We start from the raw sequence: 17,076 nt of genomic DNA, 5'->3' as shown, positions 1-17,076 counted from the left end.
TCCTATGGATTCAGCCATCATCCTCGGCGCCCGGTTCGGGCTGCTCATCCTCCTGTGGGTTTTCATCCTGTTTGTCCTGTGGGTGGTGCGCAAGGATGTGGTCGCCGCGTCAGGGGCGCGTCGGCAAGCGGTCGCCGCAACCCCCGTCAAGCGCGAGAAGGCGCGCCAACTCGTCGTGGTTGAGGGCCCGCTCAAAGGCTCCCACATGGAGATCGCCAGCCTGGAGGATTTAACCCTGGGCCGCGCGGACTCGTCGGACTTCGTGCTGGGCGACGACTTCGCCTCGAGCACGCACGCTCGCCTGTTCCGCCGCGGCAGCGAATGGTTCATCGAGGATCTCGACTCCCGCAACGGCACCTTCGTCCAGGGTGCGCGCATCGACCAGCCCGAACGGGTGTCCGTGGGAACCGACATGAAAATGGGCCGCACCACCGTGAGGTTGATGCCATGAACTTGAAGTTGAACTTTGTCGCCGCCTCCGACCGCGGCCTGGTCAGAACCAACAACGAGGACTCCGCCTACGCGGGCCCCCACCTGCTCGTGCTTGCCGACGGCATGGGCGGCCACGCCGCCGGCGAGGTCGCCTCGCAGCTCATGGTGGAGCACATGGAGCACCTCGACGCGGACCCGGGGGATGCCGACATGCTCGCGCTCCTCGGCGCGGCCGCCGACGACGCCAACGCCGCCATCGAGGCGTCCGTTGAAGATCACCCCGAGCAGGACGGTATGGGCACGACGCTGACCGGGCTGATGTTCAACGGTTCCGAGTTCGGTCTCATCCACGTCGGCGACTCGCGCGGCTACCGGCTGCGCGACGGCGTGCTCGAGCAGATCACAGAAGACGACACCTTCGTCCAGTCCCTGGTCAACGAGGGAAAGCTGGACGCCAGCGAGGTGTCGTCGCACCCCCAGAAGTCGCTCATACTCAAGGCTTACACCGGCCGGCCGGTCGACCCGCACCTCGAGCTCCTCAACGCCGTGCCGGGCGACCGCTACCTGCTGTGCTCCGACGGCCTGTCCGACCCGGTGACGGCGGAGACCATCGCCACGGCGCTGGGCGAGGGCACTCCCGAGATCGCCGCGCAGCGGCTCATCGAGCTCGCGCTGCGCTCCGGCGGGCCGGACAACATCACCGTCGTCATCGGCGACGTGGTCGACAGCGATGCCGCGGACGCACCCGAGCTCCCGCGCGCGGCAGTCTTGGCCGGGGCCCTCGCACCGGCGTTCGAGGTCACCCACCCCAGCTCCTCGGCGAGCCGGGCGGCGGCGCTCATGCAGCCGGCGGAGGTTGGCGGGGCGAGGATCACGCGGGCGTCGACAAGCGATGCGGCGACCCCCGACGAGGCCGAGGTGCCCGTGGACGAGGAGGATCACCCACGCCGCACCATCTGGCCGTGGATCGTCGGCGCGCTGACCCTCGCGCTGGCGGCCACGCTCGGCGCGGCCTTTCTCATCAGCCGCGACGACGACACCTACTCCCTGGCCACGAACGACCGCGGCCAGATCGTCATCGAACAAGGCGGCAGCACCCTCTTCGGCGCCGGCAGCCCCGAGCCGATCCAGGTGGCCTGCATCAACACCCGCAACGAGCTGCAAATCTCCCCCGTGGACGACAGGCCCGCGGGATGCGACGTCTTCGACGTGGACGATCTCCCGCCGTCGCAGAAAAACACCGTTGAGAACCTCAGCCCGGGCAGCTACGACGACGTCGTCGCCCAGCTCCACAGGCTTGCCGACGAAGCCCTGCCCGCCTGCGTGGAAACCCCCGACGAAAACGCCGCACCCCAGCCGGCCGACACCTGCAGGACGGTGAAGTAATGGCCAGAATATTCTCGCGCACCCAAGAGCTCGGCCTGCTCATCTGCGTCGCCGTGCTGCTGCTGGTCATGCTGTTCGGGCTGGAGATGTCCCAGGGCCGCGCACTGACCGCGGAAATGCTGTGGCTCATCGGCGGGTTCATCGGCGTCTACGCCATCGCCCATGTGGCGATATCCCTGGCCGCGCCTCACGCCGACCAGGTGCTCCTGCCCGTCGTGGCCGCGCTCAACGCCATCGGGCTCGTCATCATCTACCGGCTCGATCTGGCGGAACGACCGGGGTACGGGGCTTTGGCGGACCGGCAGGTCATGTGGTCCTTCGCCGGAATCATCCTGCTGGTGCTCACGCTCGTCATCGTGCGCGACCACAAGTCGCTGTCGCGCTACTCCTACCTGCTGGGCGCGCTCGGGCTCGTCTTCCTCGCCCTCCCGCTGGTGTGGCCGCAGCCGGCCGAGTTCGCCGACGCGCGCATCTGGATCTGGATCGGCCCCTTCTCCATCCAGCCGGGCGAGTTCTCCAAGATTCTGCTGCTGATCTTCTTCGCCCAGCTGCTGGCCCAAAAGCGCGCGCTGTTCACCGTCGCCGGCAAACGCTTCGCCGGGCTGGTGTTCCCGCGCCTGCGCGACCTCGCCCCGATCCTCGTGGTCTGGGCCATTGCGATCCTCATCATGGCCATCTCCAACGACTTCGGCCCCGCCCTGCTGCTCTTCGCCACCGTGCTGGCCATGGTGTACTACGCCACCGGGCGGACGAGCTGGCTCGTCATCGGCATCGGGCTCGTCGCGCTCGGCGGGTACGCCGTCTACCAGGTCTCGGACAAGATCCAGGAGCGCGTGACCAACTTCATCGACCCGCTTGCCAACTACGACACCACCGGCTACCAGCCCGCGCAGGCCCTGTTCGGGCTGAGCTGGGGCGGGGTGACCGGCGTGGGGCTGGGTTACGGCCACCCGGACCTGGTGCCCGTGGCCCACTCCGACTACATCCTCGCCGCGCTTGGTGAGGAGCTCGGGCTCGTGGGGCTGGCGGCGGTGCTCTGCCTGTTCCTCATCTTTGTCAACCGCGGGTTCCGGGCGTCCATGCAGGCGCGCGACTCCTACGGCAAGCTGCTCGCCGCCGGCATGGCGACAACCATCATCATCCAGATCTTCGTGGTCACCGGCGGCATCTCGGCGCTCATGCCCATGACGGGCCTGACAACGCCGTTCATGTCCGCCGGCGGCTCCGCGATCATGGCCAACTACATTTTGCTGGGGCTTCTGCTGAGAATCTCCAACAGCGCGAACCGTCCCGCGGAGGTGGCGCAGTGAACAAGTCCATCAGGCTCGGAGCGGTCTTGTCCATGATCCTCACGCTCGTGCTGCTGCTCAACCTCACCGTGGTCCAAGGCTTCCGGGAGGATAAGTACGCGCAGAACCCGCTGAACTCGCGTAACTTCATCGAGCTGAAGCAGGTCGACCGCGGCCGCATCAACGCCGGCGGCCAGATCGTCGCCGATTCCGAGAAGGACCAGAACGACTTCTACCAGCGCGTCTATCCCAACATGCCCTACTCCTTCGGACCGGTCCTGGGCTACGTCTCCGACCAGTTCGGGGTGGGCGGGCTCGAGGCCGGGATGAACCAGGCGCTCAGCGGCGAGCGGGGGGTGAGCGGCAGCCGCTTCCTGCGCACCGGGCTGGAGAAGGATAGGGCGGGCGACAACGTCGAGCTCACCATCAACCCGCAGTTGCAGGCCCTGGCGTACGAGCAGATGTCCGACCGCGACTATGCCGGGGCCGTCGTGGCCATCCGGCCGTCGACAGGTGCCGTGCTCGCCATGGCCTCCACCCCGTCCTACGACCCGAACCTCCTGGTCAACCCGGATACCGCGCAGGACGCCTGGGCGCAGCTCAACAGCGACCCGGCGGCCCCGTTGCTCAACCACGCCACGCAGGATCAGCTGCCGCCGGGATCCATCTTCAAAATCGTCACCACGGCGGCCGGCCTGCGCGAGGGGTACACCCCGGACTCCCCGCTCACGGGCGAATCGAGCATCCCCCTGCCGGGCACCAACGCGAGCGTGCCCAACTATGGCGGCCAGATGTGCGGCGGATCGCCGACCACCACCCTGCGCACCGCCTTCGCGCTGTCCTGCAACACGGCCTTCGTGCAGATGGGCATGGAAATGGGGCCTGATGCGCTGCGCGACGCCGCCCAGCGTTTCGGCATCGGAGAGGGCTACGACATGGCCGTGCCCACGGCCTCTGGTTCCCTCGGCGAGCTGCCCGGCGCGGCGGAGCTCGGACAATCCGCCATCGGCCAGCGCGACGTGACCATGACGGCGCTGCAGGCGGCGGTCATGGCGGCAACCGTGGCCAACGAGGGCAAGCGCATGGAGCCCTACGTCGTCGACCGCGTGCTCAAACCGGACCTCACCCCGGTCACCGAAACCCAGCCGAAGGAGCTCGCCGAGGCGCTCACGCCTGAGGAGGCCGCAACCATGACGGAGCTCATGTACGCCTCTGAGCGCTCCACCTTCGGTTACAACGGCAACCGGTACGCCTCCAAGACGGGCACGGCCGAGCACGCCGAGGGTGCCGCGCCGCACGTCTGGTACGTCGCGTTCGACCCGAACAACGACGTGGCGGTTGCCGTTGTGGTCAAGAACGGCGGCTCGCTGGGTGTCAACGCCACCGGCGGACAAGTCGCCAGCTCGATCGGGCGCGCGGTCCTGGGCGCCGCTCCCGCGAACGGAGAGGGAAACCGATGAACCAGCACCAGCACAATTCCGACAACCGCGACGCCCTGCAGGCCCTGATCGGCCCGGACTACAAGCTGCAATGGGTCATCGGACACGGCGGCATGTCCACGGTGTGGCTTGCCGACGACCCCCTGGGCGACCGCGAGGTGGCCATCAAGGTGCTGAAACCCGAGTTTTCCAACAACGACGAGTTCCTCGCCCGCTTCCGCAACGAGGCGCACGCGGCTGAAGGGATCGACTCCCCCAACGTGGTGGCCACCTATGACTACCGGGAGGTAGATTCCCCCGCCGGCTACACCGTGTGTTTCATTGTCATGGAGTACATCCGCGGCGAATCCCTCGCCGACCTGATCGCGCGGGAGCGCAAGCTCGACGAGGCACTCGCCCTCGATGTACTGGAGCAGGCCGCGCACGGCTTGGCGGCCATCCACCGGATGGGCTTGGTGCACCGCGACATCAAGCCGGGCAACCTGATGATCACCCAGAACGGCCAGGTAAAGATCACGGACTTCGGCATCGCCAAGGCGGCCGCCGCGGTGCCGCTGACCCGCACCGGCATGGTGGTGGGCACCGCCCAGTACGTTTCGCCCGAGCAGGCCCAGGGCCTCGGGGTCAGCGCCGCGTCCGACGTGTACTCGCTTGGAGTGGTGGGTTACGAGATGCTGGCGGGCAAGCGGCCGTTTACCGGCGACTCCTCGGTGTCGGTGGCACTGGCGCACGTCTCCGCGGAGCCGCCGGCGCTGTCGACCACCGTGTCCGCCCCGGCGCGCGAGCTCATCGAGATCGCCCTGCGCAAGGACCCGGAACTACGCTTCCGCGACGGCAACGCGATGCAGCTGGCCGTCGCCCAGGTGCGCGAGGGCCGCAGGCCCACCCAGCCGGCGGCCACCTCCACCGCATCGACCAAGGTGGCGATGGAACCCACCCCCACCGAGTCGACCCAGATGCTGGCCCACGTCGCGCAGCCCACGACCGTCAGGCCGGCGACGGCTCCTCCCCGTGCACCCCAGCCTGGCGCCCAGCAGAGCAGGCCCGCGCCGGTCAAGGAGGAGGACAGGGGCGGATTCGGCCTCGGCGTCGCCATCGCGCTTTTGGTGCTTCTTGCCGGAGGGGGTCTCGCGTGGGCGTTTACCAGCGGGGCGCTGGGGGGCGGCGACGACCCGACCCCGACTCCCACGCCGACTCCCACACCGACCGTGGTGACGGAAACCCAGGTAGTGACGCCCACGATCACCACCACCGCTCCCCCCGCGGCCACGCCCGCGAGGCCACCCGCGTCGTCCGCCCCCGGAACGTTGAGGTTCGAGCAGCCGCCGACGAGGGAGACGATGGTGCCGGACGCCCCCCAGCCGTCCCTGCTCAACCCCGCGCCCTCCCCCAGCCAGCCGGCGCCCGCCCCGGCCCCCGGCTCGCAGCCGCCCGCCGCGACCACTGCGCCGGCGGACCCCTTGAATGACCTGATGAACCAACTTGGCGGAGGTGCCTGAGATGACGTTGATTGGTAACCGCTACCAACTCGGCCCCACCATCGGAACCGGGGGGATGTCGGAGGTCTACTCCGCCACGGACACGCTTCTCGGCCGCGAGGTCGCGTGCAAGATGCTGAAAACAGACATGGCGCGCGACGAAAACTTCCGGGAGCGTTTCCGCAGGGAGGCACAGAATTCGGCCCGGTTGAACCACCCCAACATCGTCTCGGTCTACGACACGGGGGATGTCGACGTCGACGGCCTAGCCGTGCCCTACATCGTGATGGAGCGCGTCCACGGCCGCAACCTCCGCGACATCGTGCGCGAGGACGGCCCCCTGACGCCTAAGGAGGCCGCCGCGTTCCTCATCCCCGTGACGCACGCGCTGCAGGCCAGCCACGACGCCGGGATCGTCCACCGGGACATCAAGCCGGCGAACATCATGGTCACCAACACCGGAACGGTCAAGGTGATGGACTTCGGCATCGCCCGCGCGCTGGATGATTCCACCGCGGCGATGACCCAGACCTCCGCCGTGATCGGCACGGCGCAGTACCTCTCGCCCGAGCAGGCGCGCGGCAAACCCGCCGACGCCCGCAGCGACGTCTACGCGCTGGGCTGCGTCATGTATGAGGCCGTCACGGGCCGCCCCCCGTTCGAGGGCGAATCGCCCTTCGCGGTGGCCTACCAGCACGTTCAGGAGGAGCCCGAAGCACCGAGTGCGATCGTCGGCACGCTTGGCGACGCCGAGGCTGTCAACGTCGACTCCGTCATCCTCACCGCCATGGCGAAGCACCCGGCGGACCGTTACCAGTCGGCCGCCGAGATGGGCGACGACCTCGCGCGCCTCGAGCGCGGCGCGGTGACCAACGCGGCGCGAACCTACCTCGCCGCTTACGATGACCCGGTGGCGCCCCCGGCCCCCGTGGCCGCGGCCGCGGAACCGACACGCTACGAGCAGCACCGGAGGGCCAACGAGAGGCCGTCGAACTCCTGGATGAAGTGGGTCGCGGCCCTTCTCGGCCTCGTGCTGCTCGTCTCCGGCGGGGTGCTCGCCTACAACTACTTCGCCGCGGACGACAGCGAGGACACCCAGCAGGCCGAAACCATGGTGACCCTCCCCGAGGTGACGGGCAAGTCGCGCGAGGAGGCCGTGGCGGAGCTCGAGGGCCTCGGCTTCCAAGTGGCGGTCAACGACTCCCCCAGCCCCGACCGACCGCGCGGCGAGGTGCTGGGCACCAACCCCGTCGCCGGCTCCCAGCTGCGCCCGGGGACCCTTGTCACGGTGACCGTCTCGTCGGGCCGCGAGATCACGGACGTCCCCGACGTGACGGGCGTCAGCCCGCAGGAGGCCTCACAAATCCTCGCCGACGCGAGCCTGGAACTGCACCCAGAGATCCGCCGGGAATTCAGCGACAGCGTCCCCGCCGGGATGATCATTTCCCAGAACCCCGCCGCCGGGGCCCAGCTGTCCAAGGGATCGCAGGTGTCCATCGTCGTGTCGCAGGGGCGCGAGAAAGTGCAGGTGCCTTCCCTGGTGGGCATGAATGTCGGCCAGGCAACGGCAACGCTGAACTCCCTCGGCCTCGAGGCCGCGCCCACCTTTGTGGATTCGCGGCGCCCAGCCGATGAGGTCCTGGCGGTCGCCGGCGAAAACACAGAGGTGGACAAGGGCACGACGGTGGAGCTGCGCGTGTCCAACGGGATGCTGATGCCGATGATCGATATCGCCCGCATGACCCCGGCGGAGGCGGAGCGCGCGCTGCGGGCGGCCGGCTGGAACGGGCGCCTCGTCGCCGGTCCCACCGTGCCCACGGGCGCGCTGGTGGATCAGGGGCTCATCGGGCACCAGTCGGTGCCCGTGGGCGAGGACATCCGCAAGGATCAGGAGATCGGGTACAACCTGTGGAAGTTCGACGCCGCGCAGCTCAGCCCCATCAGGTGATTCTGCCCCGCTGGTACAGTTCCAGCACAGATGCCCGCAACTACTGTAAGGATGTAGCGAAATGCCCAAGGCAAAAGTAACCAAGGACGCCCGCCCGGTCCCCACTACCTCGACCGGCGCCTCCCGCACCCCGGTGAAGATCAACACCGGCGGCACCCCGTTGTGGTACAAGATCATCATGTTCGGCCTGCTCATTCTGGGCCTGGCATGGCTGATCGTGTTCTACGTGGCCGGGGATCAGGTTCCGTTCCTGACCCAGCTCGGCCCGTGGAACTACCTCATCGGGTTCTCCGCGATGATTATCGGGCTGCTCATGACGATGGGATGGCGCTAGGTAAACCAAAGTAGAATTTTGCCCGGGAAAGTACCCCCGTTTCGTTGATATTGCAACGAAACGGGGGTACGCCGGTTCGTGCCCCCGTGCGGCGGTGCTGGGCCTTCTCGTAGCAGACAGGGCGGGCGGGTGTGCACTTTCGTTCCACCCTCGCGGTGCCAGTGGACGGGGACGCCGCGTATTTTTTCGTCTCGCCGACGTCTTACACCTCCAGCAGGAGAAAGGCCCACCCCGATGAAACTCTCACGCTTCTCCCGCTCTGTGGCGGCGCTTTCCGCCGCGGCGGCGATCGCGGCCGGTGCCGCACCGGCTGTCGCTCAGACCCTCGAGGAGTCCTCCCCCGAGACCCCCGCGACCAACGACGCCCTGCCCATTGTCCACACCTACCGCGGCTCCGATCACCTCAAGGCGAACATCCTGAACCCCCGCCCGGTGTGCAACTCCGCCGAGGACTACCGCACGATCGTGTACAAGGTCACCGACAACTTCCTGCCGGTCGGCACAATCTCGACGACCAACCTCTCCAACTCCACGGTCCCGCTGACCCAGGATCTCTCGCGCACCCAGACCATCACCGCGGAGGTGAACGGCTCCAAGACCGAAACCCTCAACGTGGGCGGCCAGGGCTCGAAGGACGGCCTGCAGGGGTCCATCGGCTACGCGCTGGCAAAGACCCTCGGGTGGTCCGTCTCGGCGTCCCTGTCGTGGAACGTCGGCCAGACCATCGGCCCATACGACGTGCCCGCCGGTAACACCGGCGAAGCCACCTACGGTTTCCGCACCATCACCATGACCGGCACCCAGCAGCGGTGCCGCCCGAACGGCACCTGGGCAACCCCGACCGCGTGGATCGCGAACATGCCGGTCAAGAACGAGGTGCGTGTGAAGAACTACGCCACCCCGGCCGATTCCTGGGCTCCGAACAAGGGCGCACAGGTCACGGAGACCACGGATAACCCGAACCCGGCCTACAACAAGGACGTGCGCAAGCTCAACCAGGGCGAGCCGCTTGACGACGCCGCGGAGGACGTGACCAACCGCAGCTTCGAAGCTGTCGCGGCCACCGAGGAAAAGACGCTCCCCGTTGCGCAGGACAAGGCGGATCTGGACTTGGAGCCCTACTTCACCACCTCCGGGGCAAAGGCGCCCGGTTTTGCCGGTTCGGTCGCCCTGCGCGTGAAGAACGTCGGCGCCAAGCGGTACTGGGCGGAGTTCCCGGCAGTCACCTTCCGCGTCGAGGTCAAGCGCGAGGCAGGCCCGGTGGGCGTGGACCGGCTCATGACCTCCTTCGGCTCGAACGGCACCCACATCCGTGACCTGGGCTACAACTTTGACACCAACGCGCGCGTCTTCGAGGTCACGCTGTCCAACCCGGTTAACGCCGACGACGACATGCTGCTCGGCGCGTTCAGCTACGGCGACAACCTGACCAAGGAGGGCCGCCTGACCAACTACATGACGGTGACCCAGACCGGCCGCATCGCCGGCGACACCTCGACGGGCAACGACCAGAACGTTGACTCCCGCGAGGCCACCCTCAACGACTTCGGCAAGCCGATCGAAGGCATCTTCTAACATCCCTTTCGGCCACCGTCCCGCCCCGGTTATCCACCGGGGCGGGACTTCTTTATCCACAGGATGTGGACTACTTGTGGACAAACGAGTTTTCCCCACCTGTGGATAAGTCTGTGCACAAATTCCACCGTGCGAACACCGCGCCGGCCACGGAGGCTCATTCAGGTACTTTGCGCGGCCTTTCGGCGGGGCGTTCTAGGAATTACACGGCTGTGGTTATCCACAATGTGGAAGATCCTGGGGACAACTAGCGGGGCCTGCGCCTGGGGATAACCGGTGCACAAGTCAGCGGCCACGCGAGCACGACCCCGGCGGCGAGCCCTCCCAAGTGGCCCCACACGCTCACGCCGGGCACCACGAAGGTGTAGGCCACGTTGAGCACCAAGAGGAAGACGGGGGCGCGCAGGTCCGCGGAGCGTCGATAAGCAATAGCGACCAGCACCACGAGCAGCGTGAACAACGCGCCCGAGGCCCCGGCTGTGGCAATGTCGAAGTTCATGGCGAGCACCGCCCCCGACGACGCCGCGCTGCCGATCAGCCACGCCGCGACGAAGCGAGGCGTGCCCACGAAGCGCTCCACCTCGCCGCCGATGAGCACGAGCATGAGCATGTTCACGAACAGGTGGGTCGCATCCAGGTGCAAAAACCCGGCCGTGATTAGCCGGAGCCAACCGAGGGGTTCCTCGGTGACGAACGGGCCGTAGAGCACCATCCGGACACCCAGCGAGGAACCCCACACCAGGTCATTGAGCGAACGGGACTGGGCTGCGGTGACCGCGAAAACCAGGACGCACAGCGCGGTGATGGCCGCGGTGGCGGGGGCGCGGTAAAACAAGGTGCGAACGTTCATAACAAAACGCCCCCGCCACGCGGGCGGGGGCACGGTGTACGGGGGCGGCTAGCTTTCGATGTCGATGGACTCGATGACAACGTCCTCGACCGGGCGGTCCATGCGGCCGGTGCGCACGTTGGAAATCTCGGTGACCACCTTCTGGGACTCCGGATCGGTGACCTCGCCGAAGATCGTGTGGCGGTTGTTCAGGTGCGGGGTCTTGTCCACCGTGATGAAGAACTGGGAGCCGTTCGTGCCCGGGCCGGCGTTGGCCATGGCCAGCAGGAACGGGCGGTCGAACTGGAGCTCCGGGTGGAACTCGTCGGCGAACTGGTAGCCCGGGCCGCCCGTGCCGGTACCGGTCGGGTCACCGCCCTGGATCATGAACCCGGGGATGATGCGGTGGAAGATCGCGCCGTTGTAGAACGGGCCCTCGCTGGTGCCGGAGGCGTTCTGGGTGGAGTAGTTCGCCTCACCGTTGGCCAGGCCGACGAAGTTCTCGACGGTCTGCGGCGCGTGGTTGCCGAAGAGGTCGATGCGGATGTCGCCGTGGTTGGTGTGCAGGACTGCGGTCTGTGTTTTTAAAGTCATGCACAACAGTGTAGGCGCGGATCCCCTACAGCCGGGAGGCGACCTGGTCGCGGGCGGCCACCAGGTTCTTCAGCGACGGCTCCACCTCCGCGTAGCCGCGGGTCTTCAGGCCGCAGTCCGGGTTGACCCACAGGCGGTCGTTGGGCACGTTCTCCAGCGCGGCGGTGATGAGCTCGGCCATCTCTTCCTTGGAGGGCACGCGCGGGGAGTGGATGTCGTAGACACCCGGGCCGATCTCCGAGTGGAAGGTCTCGTCGATGTCCTCCAGCAGCTCCATCTTGGACCGTGCCGCCTCGATGGAGGTCACGTCGGCGTCGAGACCGGCGACGGCGTCGATGATCTGGCCGAACTCCGAGTAGCACAGGTGGGTGTGGATCTGGGTCTCCGGGTTCGCTTGCAGCGCCACGAGGCGGAAGGCGCGAACCGCCCAGTCGAGGTAGGCGCGGCGCTCGTCGGCACGCAGCGGCAGGAGCTCGCGCAGGGCGGGCTCGTCGATCTGGATCACCTTAATGCCGGCGTTCTCCAGGTCACGCACCTCGTCGGCAAGCGCCAGGGCGATCTGGTCGGCGGAGACGGACAGGGGGACGTCGTCACGCTTGAAGGACCAGGCCAGGATGGTCACCGGGCCGGTGAGCATGCCCTTTACCGGCTTGTCGGACAGGGACTGGGCGTACTTCGCCCACTCCACCGTCATCGGCTCCGGGCGGGAGACGTCGCCGAAGACGATCGGCGGGCGGGTGCAGCGCGAGCCGTACGACTGGACCCAGCCGTTCTCGGTGGCGACGAAGCCGTCGAGAAGCTCGGCGAAGTACTGCACCATGTCGTTGCGCTCGGGCTCGCCGTGGACGAGCACGTCCAGGCCGATCTCCTCCTGCAGCTCGATGACGCCCTTGATCTCCTTCTTCAGGGCCTCGGTGTACTGGGCGTCGGTAAGCTCGCCGCTCTTGTGGTCGGCGCGCGCCTTGCGGATTTCGGGGGTCTGCGGGAACGAGCCGATCGTGGTAGTGGGAAGCGCCGGCAGGCCGAGGACGTCGGCCTGGATGCGCTTGCGCTCGGCGAACGCGGGCGAGCGCTTGACCTCGCCTTCCGGCAGCTGCGCGACGCGGTCCACCACGGCCTGGTTGTGGATGTGGTCGGACTCGGCGCGGGTGCGCACGGCGCGATCGGAGCGGGCGAACGCCTCCGCGGCACCCGCCTCGCCAGTGACGAGCGCCTGGATCTCGGCGATCTTCTCGTCGGCGAAGGACAGCCAGTTGGCCACGTCGATCGGCAGGTTCTTCTCCGCGTTCAGCGTGTGCGGCACGTGCTGCAGGGACGTCGAGGTGGACACGGCCACCTCGCGGCCGCCGGCGCGCAGAACGTCGAGGATCTCGGTGCGCTCGCGCAGGTTGGCGGCCCAGACGTTGCGGCCGTCGATGACGCCGGCGACGAGCTGCACCTCGGCCGGGATGGTGTCGGCGACGCGCTGCGGGTAGTCGGCATCGGAATCGAGGGTCCACGGGGACAGGTCCACGTGCAGGGCCTCGGGCTTGAGCTGGCCGAGCACGGGCAAGGCCTTGCGGGTGGCGCCGTAGGGGGTGGTCAGGTACACGTTCGGGCGCTCGTCGGTGGAGATGGCGAGCAGCTTGCTCCACGCCTGCTCCAGGTAGCGCGCCAGATCAGCGTCCTCGGTGGACAGGTCGGCCACCAGCGCGGGCTCGGTGACCTGGACCCACTCGGCGCCGGCGTTCTTCAGCGCGGCGAACACCTCGGCGTAGGCGTCGGTAAGCGCGTCGAGCAGCGACCACTCCACCGGCTTGGACAGCGCCAGCAGGGTCACGGGGCCGACGAGCGCCGGGCGCACCTTGTGGCCGGCCTCGTTCGCCTCCTCCACGAGGCGCACGATGCGTTCCGGGGCCGGGGTGATGTCCTGGCCGGCCGCGACCTCGGGGACGAGGTAGTGGTAGTTGGTGTCGAACCACTTGGTCATCTCGAGCGGGACGCGGGTGGAGTTGCCGCGCGCGAGCGCGAACTCCTCGTCCAGGTCCGTGCCGCCCGGGATGAGGCCGACGGTCAGCGCGGTTTCGAGCACCTGGTCGTAGTAGGCCACGTCCGCGGGGATGGCGTAGTCCTCCGCGAGGCCGAGGTCGCGCAGGTGGTTGTAGGTGTCCACGCGCAGGGCGTGGGTGGTGGAGCGGAACGTGTCGGCGTCGATGCGGCCGGCCCAGTAGGATTCAAGCGCGCGCTTGAGCTCGCGGTTCGCGCCGATGCGAGGGTATCCCTCGATGGTTGCCTTGGGGAAGCTCATGGTTGTGTCCTTAAAAAGTGTGGCTAGATGTTGATTCTGGAAAGCAGGTCGCGGGTCACCGCAAGGTTGTTGTGCGTGTAAATGTGCAGGCCGCCCGTGCCGGCCTCCAAGACTGCGCGGGTGAGATCGGCCGTCATCTCCATGCCGATCTCGTACTCCTCCTCGGGGGAGGACGCGGCGCTCAGGCGCCGGGTGACGCACTCCGGCACCTTGATCCCGGACAGCACGCCCATGCGCTCAACCCTGCGGAGGCTGGTCATGGGCATGATGCCTGGGATCAAGGGGATGCGCACCCCGGCGAGCCGCGACTTTTCGACGAAGCTCAGGTAGTCCTCCGCCTCGAAGAAGAGCTGCGTGATGGCGAAGTCGGCACCGAGACGTTGCTTGGCCAGCAGCACGTCGAGGTCCATGTCTGCGTTTTTGGATTCGGCGTGGCCGGAGGGGTAGCAGGCCACGGACAGGGCCAGTTTGCCGGCGGCGAGGCGGAAGGCCTGCTCCTCTTGGACCTCGACGATGAGGTTGAGCAGATCGGTGGCATGCTGGAGGTAACCCTCGGGCAGCTGTGCCACGCCGTCGGGGAGGTCGCCGCGCAGGGCGAGGAAGCCGCGCACGCCGGCGTCGATAAGCGCGCGGATCCACCCGGCGAGCTCCCCGCGGGTGCCGGCGGTGCAGGCGAGATGGGCGATGGGCTTGAGGTCCGTGGTCTCGGCGATGCGGCTGATCAGACCGGCGGTGCCCTCGAGCCAGTCGGAGCGGCGCGACGAGGTCACGGAAACGTAGTCGGGGTTGTACTCGGCCAGGCCGGCGATAAGGGTGTCCAGCAGCGCGGTGTCGGCGTCGTGGCGCGGCGGGATCAGCTCGAAGCTCAGCGCGGTACGCGCGGCGCGCGGGCCCACCACAGGAGTGGTGGCTGGGTCTTCGTCGAGGCGATCTAGCGGGGCGGAGGCAGAAAGCCGCGTCGAAGGAAATCTCTCGGGCACGAGAATACCTTTCTTTCTGACACGGGTTGCCTGGCCGGGCTCGGCGCTTACGGTTTGTCGTTGACTGAAGAATCTATAAATGCGCATACCGATAGACAACTCTGTTCAATCGTACCGCTCGGTCTATGCAGGTCACCTGGCGTGCCCGGGGTGAATAAAAATCGTTGCGGCGCGAAATCGCTACTCTGGGTTGCACACATCCCCGACGAAGAAGGACCGCACCATGAACCCGTTCACCATCCGCCTCGCCTTCAGGGGCGCACGCGCCGCCCTCGATTACTTCCGCCAGCTTGACGACGCCAAGCAGCGCGAAATCTACGATTCCGTCGTGGAATCCATCAAGAAGGACGACATTCCGGACAACCTGGACGACCTGTACGACGCCGCCCGGCGCGAGGCCGGGGAGCTGACGCGCGACTCCCACAACCGCCTGGACCGCCACCGCGCCGCCTTCGCCGCGGCCGCCCCGACCCGCGAGGAGCGCCGCGCGGCGCTGAAGCAGGAGGCGAAGGACGCGAAGAAGAAGAATTCCAAGGGCGGCGCCGTGGCGACCCTGCTCGGCGTCGGCGCGGCGGGCGCCGCCGGCTGGGCGCTGTGGGAGTTCCTGCTCAAGGACAAGCTCGCCGGCGGAAAGAAGAAGGAGGCCGTCACCTACACCCGCGTCGCCCCGCGCGAGGAGACGGACGCGCGCGGCAACGCCACGCTCGTGTACTCCACCCGCACCGAGGACGAACGCCCCGCCGGCCCCCTCGGCGAGGAGCCCGCGGAGCGCGACGAGGAGCTGCTGAGCTCCATCGACGAGCAGCTCACGACGCTGGAGACGCTTGACGACGACCAGCGCGACGCCACCCGCTAGGGGCCGCTAGCTGGCCGCCGGTTGCCTCCACGCCGGGAGCAGCCATAAAGCGGAGATAAAGGCACACCCCGGGTACCCCCTCGGGGTACAGTGGAGTTATGAAGACTACCTTGACAGCGCTCCTCGCCACCGCCAGCATTGCCGCACTCTCCGCGTGCTCGCCGAGTGAGGCGCCCAGCACCGAGCCTGCCCCCGCTCACACTGAGCACACTGAGCACACTGAGCACGCAGCGCACAACCACCCAGAAGACGGCGGCCCCGTCCCGGAGGGCATGGCGGAGGCCGCCGACCCGAAGTACGCCATCGGCAGCACGGTGACACTGAACACCGACCATATGCCGGGCATGCAGGGCGCTCCCGCCACCATCGTGGGGGCGTACGACACGACCACATATGAGGTCAGCTACACCCCCACTGACGGCGGCGCCCCCGTGACCCACCACAAGTGGGTCGTGCAGGAGGAGATCAAGGACGCCGGTAACGAGCCTCTCGCGGATGGCTCCCCGATTGTCATCCAGGCCAACCACATGGCGGGCATGGACGGCGCGGAGGGCACCGTCGACTCGTCGACCGATGAGACGGTGTACGTGGTGGATTACGAGGCCGACGGGATGAAGATGACCAACCACAAGTGGGTCGTCGAAAGCGAAATCAAGCCCGCGAGCTAGTTCAAGCCCGGCCGGCCTGACGCGGGCGTCGCTATGCTGGCGGGTGGCGCGCAACACCTTGCCAGGCCGAGTTTATCCCGTAAGATGTTGACGTATCATTAAAACCCGCTTGTAAGGAGCTCACATGTTCAACCCTCTGAAGGTCATCCCCACCGGCGTCTTCACCAAGCAGGACAAGGCCAACATCGGCTTCGCTTCCGCCGCGCTACGCATTCCCACCGGCCTGTATGTCCTCAACTCCGGCCTGGGCAAGTTCAAGGCGGGCAAGGGAACCGCCGAGTGGCTGCAGAACACGGCGGCGACCGGCCTGCCGTTTGTCAAGGAGATGGACGCAGAAAACTTTGCCAAGCTGCTCGCCTCCACCGAAACCAGCCTGGGCACCGCCCTGCTGCTGCCTTTCGTTCCGAACCGACTCGTGGGCGTCGGCCTGACCGCCTTCGCGGCGGGCCTGCTGTCCATGTACTTCGGCAACGACGACATGACCGAGGCCGACGGCATCCGCCCCTCCCAGGACGGCACCGCGCTGGCCAAGGACTCCTGGCTCGCCGCCATTGGCGCGGCCCTCGTTGCTCTTCCGAGCAAGTAAGCGCACCCGCGTTTAAGCCCCCGGCACTGTTTCGGTGCCGGGGGCTTTGTCGTGCTCGGAGCTTCTTGTGGAGCATAGGGGAATCGAACCCCTGACCTTCGCATTGCGAACGCGACGCTCTACCAACTGAGCTAATGCCCCTCGCCGAAATGACGGTACTCTCCCACCCCGAAAAACAAAAATCACCCCGGTGTGCTGGCCACACGCGGATGACACTAGGAGAACACTCGGAAATGAGGAGATAGAACAGCTTCCCCAGCACATGTGCCTTACTAGGCGCGCTGGGTTTCTGTAGTGGTCGGTGACATGTTCCCCTTCTCCCGCACGGAGACGCGCAGCCTGTTCACCCTACGGAGTTGTTAAATCCTGCTGGGCGCCATGGACGGCTTGACACC

Annotated in this window: 15 protein-coding genes and 1 tRNA gene; 11 read left to right on the top strand and 5 right to left on the bottom strand. The window is 67.3% G+C overall.

Translation table 11 applies throughout. The annotated features are described in order from the left end of the window. Nucleotides 1-4: 4 nt before the first annotated feature. The 8 genes from BLS40_RS08125 (at nt 5) to BLS40_RS08090 (ending at nt 9,881) form a co-directional block, all read left to right on the top strand. A complete protein-coding gene (locus tag BLS40_RS08125; protein ID WP_092151087.1) occupies nt 5-451 on the top strand; it encodes an FHA domain-containing protein FhaB/FipA in 447 nt (148 codons plus the stop codon). Continuing rightward, on the top strand, nt 448-1,818 hold the full coding sequence (locus BLS40_RS08120) for a PP2C family protein-serine/threonine phosphatase (protein ID WP_092151084.1): 1,371 nt from the start codon (nt 448-450) through the stop codon (nt 1,816-1,818). The genes BLS40_RS08125 and BLS40_RS08120 overlap by 4 nt, the downstream gene beginning before the upstream one ends. Beyond that, the gene (locus tag BLS40_RS08115; RefSeq protein WP_092151081.1) at nt 1,818-3,128 is read left to right on the top strand and encodes an FtsW/RodA/SpoVE family cell cycle protein; all 1,311 of its coding nucleotides are present in this window, start codon (nt 1,818-1,820) and stop codon (nt 3,126-3,128) included. The genes BLS40_RS08120 and BLS40_RS08115 overlap by 1 nt, the downstream gene beginning before the upstream one ends. Beyond that, nucleotides 3,125-4,567 carry a penicillin-binding transpeptidase domain-containing protein gene (locus tag BLS40_RS08110; protein ID WP_092151078.1) on the top strand — a complete coding sequence of 481 codons (1,443 nt, stop codon included), beginning with the start codon at nt 3,125-3,127 and terminating at the stop codon, nt 4,565-4,567. Before BLS40_RS08115 ends, BLS40_RS08110 begins: the two co-directional genes overlap by 4 nt. Further along, nucleotides 4,564-6,045, top strand: coding sequence for a serine/threonine-protein kinase (locus tag BLS40_RS08105; protein ID WP_092151075.1), 1,482 nt, complete (start codon nt 4,564-4,566; stop codon nt 6,043-6,045). Before BLS40_RS08110 ends, BLS40_RS08105 begins: the two co-directional genes overlap by 4 nt. Nucleotide 6,046: 1 nt before the next feature. Further along, the gene (gene pknB, locus BLS40_RS08100) at nt 6,047-7,972 is read left to right on the top strand and encodes a Stk1 family PASTA domain-containing Ser/Thr kinase (RefSeq protein ID WP_172808014.1); all 1,926 of its coding nucleotides are present in this window, start codon (nt 6,047-6,049) and stop codon (nt 7,970-7,972) included. 61 nt (nt 7,973-8,033) lie between these two features. Beyond that, nucleotides 8,034-8,306 carry a cell division protein CrgA gene (gene crgA, locus BLS40_RS08095; protein WP_092151072.1) on the top strand — a complete coding sequence of 91 codons (273 nt, stop codon included), beginning with the start codon at nt 8,034-8,036 and terminating at the stop codon, nt 8,304-8,306. A 234-nt stretch (nt 8,307-8,540) separates the two neighbouring features. Then, the gene (locus BLS40_RS08090; RefSeq protein WP_092151069.1) at nt 8,541-9,881 is read left to right on the top strand and encodes a hypothetical protein; all 1,341 of its coding nucleotides are present in this window, start codon (nt 8,541-8,543) and stop codon (nt 9,879-9,881) included. Nucleotides 9,882-10,128: 247 nt separating this feature from the next. Here BLS40_RS08090 and BLS40_RS08085 read toward each other — a convergent pair whose 3' ends face one another. The 4 genes from BLS40_RS08085 to BLS40_RS08070 are packed head-to-tail and all read right to left on the bottom strand — an operon-like array spanning nt 10,129 to nt 14,571. Then, nucleotides 10,129-10,731, bottom strand: a complete 603-nt coding sequence (locus BLS40_RS08085) for a rhomboid family intramembrane serine protease (protein ID WP_092151066.1) — start codon at nt 10,729-10,731, stop codon at nt 10,129-10,131. A 48-nt stretch (nt 10,732-10,779) separates the two neighbouring features. Beyond that, the gene (locus BLS40_RS08080) at nt 10,780-11,304 is read right to left on the bottom strand and encodes a peptidylprolyl isomerase (protein ID WP_092151063.1); all 525 of its coding nucleotides are present in this window, start codon (nt 11,302-11,304) and stop codon (nt 10,780-10,782) included. Between the two features lie 25 nt (nt 11,305-11,329). Continuing rightward, nucleotides 11,330-13,591 carry a 5-methyltetrahydropteroyltriglutamate--homocysteine S-methyltransferase gene (gene metE, locus BLS40_RS08075; protein WP_092151060.1) on the bottom strand — a complete coding sequence of 754 codons (2,262 nt, stop codon included), beginning with the start codon at nt 13,589-13,591 and terminating at the stop codon, nt 11,330-11,332. A gap of 23 nt (nt 13,592-13,614) precedes the next feature. Further along, nucleotides 13,615-14,571 (bottom strand): methylenetetrahydrofolate reductase, encoded by a 957-nt coding sequence (locus BLS40_RS08070; protein WP_231908427.1) that lies wholly within the window; start codon nt 14,569-14,571, stop codon nt 13,615-13,617. Nucleotides 14,572-14,794: 223 nt separating this feature from the next. Here BLS40_RS08070 and BLS40_RS08065 point away from each other — a divergent pair, with 223 nt between their 5' ends. The 3 genes from BLS40_RS08065 (at nt 14,795) to BLS40_RS08055 (ending at nt 16,681) form a co-directional block, all read left to right on the top strand. Next, the gene (locus BLS40_RS08065; RefSeq protein ID WP_092151055.1) at nt 14,795-15,427 is read left to right on the top strand and encodes a hypothetical protein; all 633 of its coding nucleotides are present in this window, start codon (nt 14,795-14,797) and stop codon (nt 15,425-15,427) included. Between the two features lie 98 nt (nt 15,428-15,525). After that, complete coding sequence (locus BLS40_RS08060) at nt 15,526-16,095, top strand: YdhK family protein (protein ID WP_092151052.1); 570 nt, start codon at nt 15,526-15,528, stop codon at nt 16,093-16,095. A gap of 124 nt (nt 16,096-16,219) precedes the next feature. After that, nucleotides 16,220-16,681, top strand: coding sequence for a hypothetical protein (locus tag BLS40_RS08055; protein ID WP_092151049.1), 462 nt, complete (start codon nt 16,220-16,222; stop codon nt 16,679-16,681). 68 nt (nt 16,682-16,749) lie between these two features. Here BLS40_RS08055 and BLS40_RS08050 read toward each other — a convergent pair. After that, nucleotides 16,750-16,822: transfer RNA gene (locus BLS40_RS08050), tRNA-Ala, on the bottom strand. Between the last annotated feature and the right edge of the window lie 254 nt (nt 16,823-17,076).

The sequence above is a fragment of the Corynebacterium mycetoides genome (genome assembly GCF_900103625.1).
Classification (GTDB): domain Bacteria; phylum Actinomycetota; class Actinomycetes; order Mycobacteriales; family Mycobacteriaceae; genus Corynebacterium; species Corynebacterium mycetoides.
This window is presented reverse-complemented; position numbering and strand designations above follow the sequence as displayed.

Coding starts and splice junctions, on each gene's coding strand:
- BLS40_RS08115 (WP_092151081.1), top strand. CDS start 1,818: ATGGCCAGAATATTCTCGCGCACCCAAGAGCTCGGCCTGCTCATCTGC.
- BLS40_RS08065 (WP_092151055.1), top strand. CDS start 14,795: ATGAACCCGTTCACCATCCGCCTCGCCTTCAGGGGCGCACGCGCCGCC.
- BLS40_RS08060 (WP_092151052.1), top strand. CDS start 15,526: ATGAAGACTACCTTGACAGCGCTCCTCGCCACCGCCAGCATTGCCGCA.
- BLS40_RS08055 (WP_092151049.1), top strand. CDS start 16,220: ATGTTCAACCCTCTGAAGGTCATCCCCACCGGCGTCTTCACCAAGCAG.
- crgA (WP_092151072.1), top strand. CDS start 8,034: ATGCCCAAGGCAAAAGTAACCAAGGACGCCCGCCCGGTCCCCACTACC.
- metE (WP_092151060.1), bottom strand. CDS start 13,591: ATGAGCTTCCCCAAGGCAACCATCGAGGGATACCCTCGCATCGGCGCG.
- BLS40_RS08080 (WP_092151063.1), bottom strand. CDS start 11,304: ATGACTTTAAAAACACAGACCGCAGTCCTGCACACCAACCACGGCGAC.
- BLS40_RS08105 (WP_092151075.1), top strand. CDS start 4,564: ATGAACCAGCACCAGCACAATTCCGACAACCGCGACGCCCTGCAGGCC.
- BLS40_RS08085 (WP_092151066.1), bottom strand. CDS start 10,731: ATGAACGTTCGCACCTTGTTTTACCGCGCCCCCGCCACCGCGGCCATC.
- pknB (WP_172808014.1), top strand. CDS start 6,047: ATGACGTTGATTGGTAACCGCTACCAACTCGGCCCCACCATCGGAACC.
- BLS40_RS08090 (WP_092151069.1), top strand. CDS start 8,541: ATGAAACTCTCACGCTTCTCCCGCTCTGTGGCGGCGCTTTCCGCCGCG.
- BLS40_RS08125 (WP_092151087.1), top strand. CDS start 5: ATGGATTCAGCCATCATCCTCGGCGCCCGGTTCGGGCTGCTCATCCTC.
- BLS40_RS08120 (WP_092151084.1), top strand. CDS start 448: ATGAACTTGAAGTTGAACTTTGTCGCCGCCTCCGACCGCGGCCTGGTC.